Origin of the sequence: Ancylomarina euxina (assembly GCF_003863355.1) — a bacterium.
In the GTDB taxonomy this organism is placed as follows: domain Bacteria; phylum Bacteroidota; class Bacteroidia; order Bacteroidales; family Marinifilaceae; genus Ancylomarina; species Ancylomarina euxinus.
Map to the genome: position 1 here is coordinate 60,351 of NZ_QQWG01000008.1, position 12,127 is coordinate 72,477.

General features: G+C 34.8%; 9 protein-coding genes. 6 read left to right on the plus strand and 3 right to left on the minus strand.

All coding sequences use genetic code 11. The features are described from left to right. Positions 1-41: 41 nt before the first annotated feature. From ftsZ (DWB61_RS09515) to DWB61_RS09525, 3 genes are all read left to right on the plus strand, one after another. Complete coding sequence (ftsZ, locus tag DWB61_RS09515; RefSeq protein ID WP_125030675.1) at positions 42-1,355, plus strand: cell division protein FtsZ; 1,314 nt, start codon at positions 42-44, stop codon at positions 1,353-1,355. A 153-nt stretch (positions 1,356-1,508) separates the two neighbouring features. Further along, positions 1,509-2,783 carry a cell division protein FtsZ gene (gene ftsZ, locus DWB61_RS09520; RefSeq protein ID WP_125030676.1) on the plus strand — a complete coding sequence of 425 codons (1,275 nt, stop codon included), beginning with the start codon at positions 1,509-1,511 and terminating at the stop codon, positions 2,781-2,783. A 58-nt stretch (positions 2,784-2,841) separates the two neighbouring features. Then, the gene (locus tag DWB61_RS09525; protein WP_125030677.1) at positions 2,842-3,288 is read left to right on the plus strand and encodes a GatB/YqeY domain-containing protein; all 447 of its coding nucleotides are present in this window, start codon (positions 2,842-2,844) and stop codon (positions 3,286-3,288) included. A 76-nt stretch (positions 3,289-3,364) separates the two neighbouring features. Here DWB61_RS09525 and miaB read toward each other — a convergent pair whose 3' ends face one another. Further along, a complete protein-coding gene (miaB, locus tag DWB61_RS09530) occupies positions 3,365-4,699 on the minus strand; it encodes a tRNA (N6-isopentenyl adenosine(37)-C2)-methylthiotransferase MiaB (RefSeq protein WP_125030678.1) in 1,335 nt (444 codons plus the stop codon). A gap of 339 nt (positions 4,700-5,038) precedes the next feature. Here miaB and DWB61_RS09535 point away from each other — a divergent pair, with 339 nt between their 5' ends. Next, positions 5,039-5,872, plus strand: a complete 834-nt coding sequence (locus DWB61_RS09535; RefSeq protein WP_125030679.1) for a 1-acyl-sn-glycerol-3-phosphate acyltransferase — start codon at positions 5,039-5,041, stop codon at positions 5,870-5,872. 190 nt (positions 5,873-6,062) lie between these two features. Continuing rightward, positions 6,063-7,043 (plus strand): GNAT family N-acetyltransferase, encoded by a 981-nt coding sequence (locus DWB61_RS09540; protein ID WP_125030680.1) that lies wholly within the window; start codon positions 6,063-6,065, stop codon positions 7,041-7,043. 94 nt (positions 7,044-7,137) lie between these two features. On the opposite strand, the gene DWB61_RS09545 is transcribed toward DWB61_RS09540, so the two are convergent. Further along, on the minus strand, positions 7,138-9,039 hold the full coding sequence (locus tag DWB61_RS09545) for an amidophosphoribosyltransferase (protein WP_125030681.1): 1,902 nt from the start codon (positions 9,037-9,039) through the stop codon (positions 7,138-7,140). 122 nt (positions 9,040-9,161) lie between these two features. After that, positions 9,162-9,728, minus strand: a complete 567-nt coding sequence (locus tag DWB61_RS09550) for a hypothetical protein (protein WP_125030682.1) — start codon at positions 9,726-9,728, stop codon at positions 9,162-9,164. Positions 9,729-10,606: 878 nt separating this feature from the next. Here DWB61_RS09550 and DWB61_RS09555 point away from each other — a divergent pair. Continuing rightward, positions 10,607-12,124 (plus strand): sensor histidine kinase, encoded by a 1,518-nt coding sequence (locus tag DWB61_RS09555; protein ID WP_125030683.1) that lies wholly within the window; start codon positions 10,607-10,609, stop codon positions 12,122-12,124. Positions 12,125-12,127: the final 3 nt, after the last annotated feature.

Here is a 12,127-nt window from a genome sequence, read left to right on the forward strand (position 1 = left end):
ATCAATTGGTCTATTAATAAAAACATTATAATCCCTAAATTATGATTGACGATATACTACCTGTTGATTTTGAAACAAAAGAAGAATCAATGATCAAAGTTATTGGTGTTGGAGGCGGTGGAAGTAACGCTGTCAATCACATGTATAAAGAAGGTATTAAAGATGTAGGTTTTGTAATTTGCAATACCGACTCTCAGGCTCTAATTGATAGTCCAATTCCTTTAAAAATACAATTAGGTAAAAGTTTAACTGAAGGTCGAGGGGCAGGCAATAAACCTGAAAAAGGTCGCCAGTCTGCCATCGAAAGCATCGACGATGTCAATAAACTTTTTGGAGAAAAAACCAAGATGGTATTCATTACTGCTGGTATGGGTGGTGGCACTGGAACAGGTGCTGCACCAGTAATTGCAGAATTGGCTAAAGAAAAAAACATACTAACTGTTGGGATTGTAACGATTCCTTTCCTATTTGAAGGGAAACGCCGGGTACAACAAGCTCTCGAAGGCATTGAAAACTTAGAAAAACATGTGGATGCTTTATTGATCATTAATAATGAGAAATTAAGAAGCATGTTTGGAGACCTGAAACTCTCTGAAGCTTTTGCTCAGGCTGATAGTGTTTTATCTATAGCTGCCAAATCAATTGCTGAAATCATAACCGTTCATGGCTATGTAAACGTCGACTTTGCCGACGTTGAAACGGTAATGCGTAATTCAGGAGTTGCAATCATGGGATCGGCTAGCTTAGCTGGTGAAGACAGAGCCATAAAAGCAATTAAGCAAGCGCTGAATTCTCCATTATTGAACAGCAATAATATTTATGGAGCACGTAATATCTTACTTAACATCATTTCTGGTGCTGAAGAAGCAACCATGACTGAGGTAACAGATATTACTGAATACGTTCAAGCAGTCGTTGGTAATGATGTGAATATTATATGGGGAAATGGTTACAGCGAATCGTGCAACGATGAATTAAGCGTAACTATTATTGCTACAGGTTTCACAGACAATCCAATTCCAGAGTTGAATATTCAACCTCGGGAACATGAGCTAAATAAAGCCCCTCAATTGGAGTTAATTATCGAAAATCCAGAAATGCTGGAAGCAGAAGCCAACAATTCAAAAAGAAAAACGACTGCTCCTAAAATGAAAAATCTTAATCAAACAGAAACGGTCGAAGCTTACTTTGAAGATGAAGAGATTGTTGGCGAAATTGAAGAAAAGGTAAATGAAAGTAAGTCGAATAATTCTTTTGTTGCTGCACAAGCCAAAGAGGTGAAAAAGGATAAAAAATCAGGTTGGTTCAAAGATACTTTAGGTTCATTATTCGATACCGAAGATACTTCAATGTAAATTATGATCTGGAAATAATTTTATTTCTTTAGTCTAATTTCACTTAGAAAATCTAAATAAAAATTAAGACATAGATAATTAAGTATTACTTTTGCAGCGCAAAACGTTAAATACAATTACACACATTCAACAGAGGATAAATAAGATAAATTAATGAGCGAGGAATTAATGGATTTTGGCCTAGTAGAAAACGAAGCTTCAATTATTAAAGTAATTGGAGTTGGTGGTGGTGGAGGCAATGCTGTTAACTACATGTATCAACAAGGTATCAAAGATGTTGATTTTGTCATCTGTAATACCGATGCACAAGCTTTAGCAAAAAGCAATGTGCCTAAAAAGATTCAACTAGGTGAATCTTTAACTGAAGGACGAGGAGCTGGTAACAAACCTGAGAAGGGCGAACAATCAGCTATCGAAAACCTTGATGATGTAATAGAGGTTCTAGCTGACAATACTAAAATGGTTTTTATTACTGCTGGAATGGGGGGTGGTACTGGAACTGGAGCAGCTCCTATCATTGCTAAGGCAGCAAAGGATATGAAGATCTTAACGGTTGGTATTGTAACTATTCCATTCCGTTTCGAAGGCAGACAACGAATTAGCCAAGCAATTGAGGGCATCAGAAAACTTAAACAAAGCGTCGATTCTCTTCTTGTTATCGATAATGGGAAACTTTCAGAAATATATGGAGATCTTAAACTATCAACAGCCTTCTCTAAAGCTGATGATGTTTTAGCTACCGCAGCAAAAGGTATCGCTGAAATTATAACTTTACATGGTTATATTAATGTTGACTTCGAAGATGTTAAAACCGTGATGACTGATAGTGGTGTTGCTGTTATGGGATCGGCGAGTGCGGAAGGTGAAGGACGAGCAGTGACGGCTATTCGTGAAGCTTTAACCTCTCCTCTTCTTGACAACAACGATGTTCGAGGAGCAAAATCTATTCTTCTTAATATCACGTCAGGAACCGAGGAAGTCACAATGGATGAAGTTGGTGAAATCACCGATTACGTTTATGAGGCTGTAGGTGATAGCGGTAATATTATTTGGGGTACTGGTCAGGATGAAGCTTTAGGAAATAAAATTTCTGTAACTATTATTGCGACTGGTTTTGAGCATGATGATTCTGAAAACTACGATCCAAAACCTCAGCAAGCTATACTTAATAAGCCAAGTGCTTTCAAAGGCGGTAAAGGGCCAGCTAAAGTAACTGAGACTCAAAAATTACAGTTGGAATTAAATCCATTACCTGAGCAAGAAAATAAGCTTGATGAAAAACTGGATGCCAGTAATATGAATGAGGCTGAAATTCAAGAAAACGAAGATATACCTGCCTTCAAGCGTAAACAAATTAATTTGCAACGAACCGAACCTTCAAGAACATCCAACGTGGTTCACTTCGACTTAGGTGATTTCGATAATTAATACAAATCTATATAAATCCGATCTACATACTCGGTTTTATATAATAATCTGATACATCATGACTTTATTAGAACAAATAAATAGCGATATAAAGGCTGCAATGAAAGCCAAAGACAAAGAAAAGCTACAAGCTCTTAGAGCGGTAAAAACGGCTTTTACGCTTGAAATGACAAAAACCGGTAGTACTGAAATTGCTGATGCCGATGCTTTGAAAATTATTCAAAAACTAGCTAAACAAAGAAAAGACTCTGCTGATACTTACATAGCAGGTGGACGTCAAGAATTAGCTGATGTTGAGTTAAAAGAAATGTCTTTTATCGAAGCATATCTTCCTGCACAAATTAGTGATGAAGAACTAACTGCTGCCATTAAGGTTTTGATTGAGAAAACTGGAGCTAGCTCTATAAAAGATATGGGTAAAGTTGTTGGTATGGCCTCTAAAGAATTAGCCGGTCGTGCTGAAGGAAAAACGATAGCCGACAAGGTGAAAGCATTGCTAGCATAGCTGAATAATTTAGAAAAACCGAGAGGCTGTCAATAATAATTGACAGCCTCTTTTGTTTTATTTTTATCAGAATCGTTTATTCAATAATCTCTGCTATTATGGTTGCAGAGTTACAGCTAACTGCTTTTACTTTTACAAAATCACCAACTTTAAGATCGCTTTTAGGTAAAACAAAGGCTTTATTCTGTGAGCTTCGTCCATACAGTTCTTGATCCGATTTCTTAGAAACACCTTCAATTAAGATTTCAAAAGTTTTCCCAATATCACGCTGGTTACTTTCTAGTGACAATTGTCTTTGTAAGGCAATCATTTCATCCAAACGCTTCGATTTTACATCTTCAGGGATATTATCTTTCAGATTTTTATAGGCAAATGTTCCAGGACGCTCCGAATACTTAAACATATAAGAATAATCGTACTTCGCCCATTTCATCAAATCTAATGTCTCTTGGAACTCTTCTTCAGTTTCATTATGAAATCCAACAAATATATCAGAAGTTAAGCCACAGTCAGGAATATATTTACGGATAGCTTCTACACGATCCATATACCATTCTCGAGTGTATTTACGACGCATATTTTTTAAAACCTCGTTACTACCAGATTGAACTGGCAAATGAATACTCTTACAAATATTTGGATTAGCAGCCATCACCTTAAGTGTATCATCACTCATGTCTTTAGGATGAGAGGTTGCAAATCGAATGCGCATATTGGGTTCTGCTTTAGCTACCATTTCCAATAGTTCAGGAAAAGTAATTTCAGAAATAGAGTTCTTAAAATGATATGAATTCACATTCTGACCCAACAAAGTAACTTCCTTATAGCCTTTAGAAGCCAAATCGTGCACTTCTTTCAAAATACTTTCGAAGTTACGGCTACGTTCTCGGCCTCGGGTATATGGCACAATACAATAGGTACAGAAGTTATTACATCCTCTCATAATTGATACAAAACCAGAAATAGCTGTTTCATCAATACGAGAAGGACAAATATCCTTATATGTTTCTGTCAATGATAAATCGATATTAATGGCCTTTTCGCCCTTCTCAGCTTTCTTCACCAACATAGGTAAATCCATATAAGCATCAGGTCCTACAACAATGTTGACATTTTTCTCCTGCTCAAAAAGTTTCTCTCCTAAACGTTCAGCCATACAGCCTATTATCCCAACCAAGAGATTCGGATTCTTCTTTTTTAATATACTAAAACCTTGAACTCTCCCTCGAACTCTTTGCTCAGCATTCTCACGCACAGAACATGTATTTACCAAAATCAAATCCGCCTCAGTTCGTTCATTAGTTCTCTCGAAACCATCGTGTTCCATAATGGCAGCAACGACTTCACTGTCGGCAACATTCATTTGGCAACCATAGGTTTCCATGAATAGTTTTTTATTGCTTGTACTCATTGTTTTTTTCAATTATCCTTAAAAGTCCACACTCAAACATCCTGAAGGAAGACCTATTGTTTTTTGTTTAATCCGCAAATATAGATCTTATTAGCTGAATGACAATTGAAGACTAATAAAATCCCTTGATATAGATTCAGTAAACACAAGCACTTAACTTATAAAAATGCCTCTTAGTGTACTTTTATATTGATTGAGTCTATCTTTTTTAAGGAAGTCAATATAAAATTCCGATATTTAAGCCGTAATTGACTTTAATGGGTTTGATTCAAGTATTTATTGATCACCATCAAGTCAAAATAAATCATAACTAAGCCTTATTTTTAGATTTATTTCAAAATGCAAGACCAATTAAAATCGCAGGATTTTCAGAAGATAGATATCAAGCAAGTCTTTGCCAGTAAAAGCGAAAAGATCGCCAGACTAATCCCTGGCTTCATCATATCGTACTTAAAACGTATCATCCATCAGGATGAACTAAATGACTTTCTTTCTAAAAATCATCAAAAACAAGGCATCGATTTTTCTCAAGCTGTTTTAGATGAATTATCGATTACCTATGATATCAATGGACTAGAAAAACTAGATAAAAACAAGCGCTACCTTTTAGTAGCGAATCACCCGCTTGGTGGACCTGATGGGCTTATTCTAATCAGTCTTTTTGGAAAGCATTTCAAAACCATTCGCTTCTTGGTTAACGATCTTCTGATGAATATTAAAAACATGGGACAGGTATTTGTTCCTATAAATAAGCACGGTGGTCAAGCCAAAGAAGCCGCTAAAATTATTGAATCTGCTTACCAATCTGAATCTACAATTCTGACATTCCCTGCAGGACTCGTTTCCAGAAAACAAAAAGGAGTAATTAAAGATTTAGAGTGGAAAAAAAGCTTTGTCGTAAAAGCCAAGAAACATCAGCGCGACATAGTTCCTATACACATCAGTGGTAGAAATTCAAATTTCTTCTACAACTTAGCTAATTTTAGAAAGTTTATTGGTCTAAAAGCCAACATCGAGATGTTGTATTTAGTAAACGAACTATTCAAACAAAGAGGAAAGCAATTCAAAATTATAATTGGTGATCCTATCCCATTTGAGAGTCTTGATAATAGTTTAACTCATAACCAATGGGCCGAAAAAATTAATAAGCAATGTTACGATCTTGCTGACTAAGGTATAAAAGACAAATCCACAAGAAGCACTATATTTGCACCGATTTAAAGATCTTATCATAGTCGATACGTAAAATTAGCTATGGAGATATCCTTAATTTCACTTATATTGCTAGAAATACACCACAAGCGAATTTCAATATTCTTAATTTAAGAGTATGAGAATTGTAGCCATCTAAAAAAGAAAACAAATGAAAGATATTATCCCACCAGTAGATAGAGAGCTCCTTGAGAAAGAACTAACCGAGGATCGATTTGTAAGAAAGACCAATAAGGGATCGAACGAAATTTATTGTTTTACTCACCATGACTCGCCAAACTTAATGCGCGAGGTAGGACGCTTACGTGAAATTACATTTAGAAAAGCTGGTGGTGGAACCGGTAAAGAAACCGATATTGATCATTACGACTTAGATGAGAGACCTTATCACCAACTAATTGTCTGGGATCCAAGTGCAAAGGAAATACTAGGTGGTTATCGTTATATTATCTGTAAAGATGCTCACACGAATGAACAAGGTGATCTACAATTAGCGACTTCAAGATTATTTGATTTCTCAGATGAATTCAAAAAAGAATACATCCCAAATATGATTGAACTTGGTCGTTCATTTGTTCAGCCTGAATACCAATCGATACTAAAAGGTCGAAAAAGTCTTTATGCCTTAGATAATTTATGGGATGGACTTGGAGCTCTTATTGTAGAATATCCTGAAATCAAATATTTCTTTGGGAAAGTGACCATGTACCCTCATTTCAACACAGAGGCTCGCAACCACATTCTTTATTTTATGAATCGTATGTTCAATGATCCAGACAATCTTGCCTGGCCATTGAACCCTCTAAAGACGAATACCGATACTGCTGCAATGGATGCAACTTATAACGGTGTTGATTTCAAAGAAAATTATAAAATATTATCAAGAATTGTACGTGAGAATGGCGCAAATATTCCTCCACTTATTAATGCTTATATGGGCCTATCCCCATCTATGAGAAGTTTTGGAACAGCCGTGAATACTCACTTTGGTGATGTTGAAGAAACGGGAATCATGATTACAATTGAAGATGTATATGAAAACAAAGTTGAACGTCATATTTCATCTTATTTAAATTTCTTGAAAATTCGCTTCCCCAAAACGAATTTCCACCTTTTCAAAAAAAGACACTAGGCAATATCTTATTGCCACAAACGAAAAAAGTCATCCAATTGGATGACTTTTTTATTTATATTAAAACTGAAAAATGTGTGAATCATCTTATAGCTTAATAAGCTCTTTTAGTGTTTCCTTCAACATAGTTAATGTAAGATGTATTCACTACTTTGTTTCCACCAGGAGTTGGATAGTCGCCAGTAAAATACCAATCACCATTATTCTCAGGACAAGCAGAATGAAGATTTTCTACAGTTTGGAAAACAATCTTAACCTCAGCTTCCATATTATCAGGAGTAAGTTGTTCTGAAATTTTATCAGAAATTTCTTCAGCAGTGAATGGCTTATAAATCTCTGTTACATAATTCATCACCTCTTCCTTAGGCAAGTTCTCTTGAGCCTTACATTTCTGATAAACCTCATCGATAATATATTCCATATTTCTTTCCTTAAGCAATGCAATGGCAGCATTAAAAGCACAGAAATCACCCATTCTTGTCATATCAATTCCATAACAGTCTGGGTAACGAATTTGAGGTGCAGATGACACAACCACAATTTTCTTAGGATGAAGTCTATCTAAAATTCTTAAGATACTTTTCTTAAGTGTTGTTCCACGAACAATTGAATCATCAATAATAACTAGGTTATCAACACCGTTACGAACAATACCATAAGTTACATCGTAAACATGACCAACTAAATCATCACGACCTTCGTCACCAGAGATAAAAGTTCTAAGTTTAACATCTTTAACCGCAATTTTCTCAACACGAGGTTCTACAGAAATAATCTCTTGTAATTTTTCCTCGGTCCACTCACCATTCAGATCATGAATCTTACGTTTTTTATCCTCCATCAAGTGATTTCTTACACCTTCCATCATACCATAAAATGCAGTCTCTGCAGTATTGGGTATAAAAGAGAATACCGAATTTTTGATATCATTATCAATACTCTCAAGAATTGCTGGTGTTAATAATTCACCCAATTTCTTTCTCTCAAGATATATATCCTTATCGGATCCTCTTGAGAAATAAATACGTTCGAAAGAACAAGATCTTCTTTTTTCCGGAACACGAATAGGAACCTCCGAAACGTCACCGTTCTTGCGGATAATAACCCCCTTACCTGGATCGATTTCCTTAATATCACATGCTCTAACATTCAAAGCCGTTTGAATAACCGGACGCTCTGAAGCGACTACTACAATCTCATCGTCCTGATAATAATAAGCTGGACGAATTCCCCAAGGGTCGCGCATTACAAATGAATCGCCATGTCCAAACATACCTGCAATGGCATAGCCACCATCCCAATCGCGAGATGCACTAGCTAATACTTTCTGCACATCAAGATTATCCTCGATTAAAGGAGAAATTGCTTGTGAAGTATGACCTTCATTTTTATATTGTCTAAATTTAAGTTGGTTTTCTTCATCAAGGTAATGACCAACTTTTTCTAGAATAGTTACTGTATCCGTATAATCACTTGGGCTTTGACCTAATGAAACCAATAAGTTAAACAACTCATCTACATTAGTCAGGTTGAAGTTACCTGCCAACACCAAATTACGAGAACGCCAGTTGTTTTCACGCTTTACTGGGTGAACAAAATCGATACTATTACGACCGAAAGTTCCATAACGAAGGTGACCTAAATAAACCTCACCTGCAAAAGGCACATTCTCCTTTGCCCATTTAGCATCTTCAAATTTCTCTGGATTAGTAGAACGTACGGTTGCTAAATCTCCATAAATACTATCGAAAACATCTTTTATCGGCTGACTCCCATTTGAACGATGACGATTAATATATTTCGTTCCTGGCTTTTGATCGATTTTAATACTAGCTGCTCCTGCTCCTTCTTGACCTCGATTGTGCTGCTTCTCCATCAAAAGACAAAGCTTCTGAATTCCATATTGCCAAGTCCCATACTTTTCCTGATAATACTCAAGAGGTTTACGCAAACGGACTAAAGCAATTCCGCACTCGTGTTTAAGTTGATCACTCATTTCGATTTATTATAATGGTTATTTAGTACTGTTCTTATCTTTTATTGAAGGCAAATTTACAATTTACTTTACAATTTTTTCAATAAAAAAAAACCGCTTAGAATCATCCAAGCAGTTTAATATTATTTTATTTCTTCAATCACATTTTTTTCCTGCGCTTCAAGGTCAGCCAAATCAATTTGGTCTCTCCTAATGTAACTATTAGGATATAACTTCAAGCATTTTTTATATAAATAAACAGCCTCAAAATTGGTTCTAAAATTGCCAATGAGAACCCGAAAATCTGGGGCATGATATTTAAGATAAACTCTATCGTTGGGAAATCTCTCTTCTAACTCATTTTTTATAAAGACAGCTTTTTCTCTATCACGACCTCCTCCTGAAAAAACCTGAATTCTCCACCCATAAAAACCGGGTGCTTCTGAATTTTCAGATCTATCAATTTTAAGCAGATCATCAATTCTATAATCTTGTATAATTCTAACTTGTCCCTGTCCTTCTTCCTTTTGCCTTAGTCTCTCTAAAAACTCAATATCTCCCTCGTAGAATTTTATCTTCTTCATACGACTTGTTTCATGAATTTGCTGATCAAGAGAATCTACACTTTGACTTGCATCATACACTTGTGCATACACTGATGTGATACAAAGAGCAAATACGAAAGTGAGTAACGAAAAGATATACTTCATTTGATACGTGTTTCCAAAACTGATTACTTCTCTATTCTTTTATATTTCATACAAGTATCATACAAATACAACTGATTATCAACACTCGTAATATTTCCAGAATAGATGTCAAAAATAATCAAAATTTTTAAGCTTCAAATATTATTTAACGATTGATAAGACTTCTCCATTTCAACATGATATCACTCGAATTTAAAATATCGACACACACCTCAATATAAGTCTATTACAAGATGTGCAAGCTTTTAAACCAAATACTAAGATGCTAAAAATTTAGCTTTAATTAAGGTAGTTATAGTCTTGGAATAACTACAGCGTTTATACTTATTTTTGATAGAACGTCTAATTTGATTTTAGACAACTGGGGAAAAGAAAAAGGATGGTAACCACAACCATCCTTTCTTCTAACTATTAACCAAAATTTGAAGATCGATTCCGAGGATCCAATCTTCGTCGCAAAAATAAGACCTATAAATTAAATTCAACATTATAATGATGAAAAATAAGATAAAATGTCCTATAACATATTATCAATCAAACAAAAATCGTTCAACTGATAGTCTAATTTATATTCGTATCGAGCATGTACCCCCCAATATTTACGCTTACTTATTGATAGGCAAAAAACTATCTCTCATTAATTTATCATTGTGAAAAATATCGTCTTGTAAACAAATAACAATAAAAATTTACAATTCAGATATACTTCAAAGCTTTCTTCCTCCGTTAAAGATTGTTAAGCATGAACGACCACCTAAGTATTTTTCTATATTTGTATCTATGAGTTGAATTTAGAGGTTGCAAAAAAATTACAAATTCATTTTCATCTCCAACAAAAACCCCATCTATAAGGGGTACAGAATTTCATAAATGTATATATGAGTAAAAAATACATATGGTTAGTAACTATCGTTTTGGCGATATCTTTATGCGGATTGATCTTAATTCAGATCAAATACTATCAGTCTACAGCAAAAATTAAAGAGGATCAGTTTTTTCTTACTGTGAGTATAGCACTTGATCAGGTTGTTGATGAGATGGAATCTGATGACGAAGCCAAGAGTATTCTCGAAGGGACAAGCAGTGACCAAGTTCGCGAAGGAGTAAAAAAGAATAAAAAAATTAATAGCTACGGTTACACAATTGATTTTCCTGCAAATCCTGACAAGCATCCTACAGCTGCGGTTAGCTACTATCAAGAGGATAAAATTCTATACACAAAAGAAACTGAACTCAACTCAAAAAGTTTTAACGAATTACTAAAGAAAGCTCAAGATTCCCGATATCAATTCCCTAAGAACAGAATGGGATATCAATATCAAACCTCCTTTCTCGCAACAAGTATAGCTCGTCAGAACATGCCTCTGAAGGAACGAATTGACTTGAATTCAATCCAGGAATTGGTTAAAGAAAAACTAAAGAATAATGGAATTAAATTAGATTTTGAGTTTGCTATTATATCCAATAATATCTTTTTAAAGAAATCGAAAGATTACTTCAAAAATGAACAACAAGAAAAATATTCAAAACAACTATTCCCTAACGATTCATTCAAAAATTCACATTACATAAACATCTTTTTTCCTGGGATGCATAAGTACATCATCCAATCATATACGATGTTAATACCTTCAATGATATTATCATTAATTCTGATTCTCTGTTGTGCTCTAACCATTTATATCATATTTAGACAGAAGCGTTTGTCCAAAATTAAAAACGACTTCATCAATAATATGACTCATGAGTTTAAAACTCCCATTTCAACGATATCCTTAGCTTCTCAAATGCTTAGAGACAGTTCTGTAACGACAACAGCATCGAGTATTGATCATATGGCAAAGATCATCAATGATGAAAGTCGCAGATTAAGTTATCAGGTTGAAAAAGTATTGCAAATGGCTATTTTTAACGAAGGTCGTTTAAAATTAAAATTGAAAGCGATTAATCTTCATCATATTATTGAGAATCTAATGCCTAACTTCACAATTAGAGTTGAAGACAGAAAAGGGAATACATACCAACATCTTGATGCCAGAGAAGATTTAGTCATGTTAGATGAAATTCATATAGGCAACCTTATTTCAAATTTACTTGACAATGCCATAAAATATAGCAAAGACGTACCTGAGATAAGTATTAGTACAAGAAATAAAGACAAAGGAATTGTGATATCAATTACCGATAATGGTATTGGAATAGCAAAAGAAGATCAAAAAATGATTTTCGAACGTTTTTTTAGAGTTCACACTGGAAATGTTCACGATGTGAAAGGCTTTGGACTAGGTTTATCCTACGTAAAAAGAATTGCCGATGCTCACGGTGGACATGTTAGTGTTGATAGTAGCCTTGGAAAAGGCACAAAATTTGAAGTATACCTGCCATTTAAAAAATAGACA

Excerpts from the sequence above, each read along its gene's own strand:
- ftsZ (WP_125030676.1), top strand. The coding sequence starts at position 1,509 with ATGAGCGAGGAATTAATGGATTTTGGCCTAGTAGAAAACGAAGCTTCA.
- DWB61_RS09535 (WP_125030679.1), top strand. The coding sequence starts at position 5,039 with ATGCAAGACCAATTAAAATCGCAGGATTTTCAGAAGATAGATATCAAG.
- DWB61_RS09525 (WP_125030677.1), top strand. The coding sequence starts at position 2,842 with ATGACTTTATTAGAACAAATAAATAGCGATATAAAGGCTGCAATGAAA.
- ftsZ (WP_125030675.1), top strand. The coding sequence starts at position 42 with ATGATTGACGATATACTACCTGTTGATTTTGAAACAAAAGAAGAATCA.
- DWB61_RS09540 (WP_125030680.1), top strand. The coding sequence starts at position 6,063 with ATGAAAGATATTATCCCACCAGTAGATAGAGAGCTCCTTGAGAAAGAA.
- DWB61_RS09550 (WP_125030682.1), bottom strand. The coding sequence starts at position 9,728 with ATGAAGTATATCTTTTCGTTACTCACTTTCGTATTTGCTCTTTGTATC.
- DWB61_RS09545 (WP_125030681.1), bottom strand. The coding sequence starts at position 9,039 with ATGAGTGATCAACTTAAACACGAGTGCGGAATTGCTTTAGTCCGTTTG.
- DWB61_RS09555 (WP_125030683.1), top strand. The coding sequence starts at position 10,607 with ATGAGTAAAAAATACATATGGTTAGTAACTATCGTTTTGGCGATATCT.
- miaB (WP_125030678.1), bottom strand. The coding sequence starts at position 4,699 with ATGAGTACAAGCAATAAAAAACTATTCATGGAAACCTATGGTTGCCAA.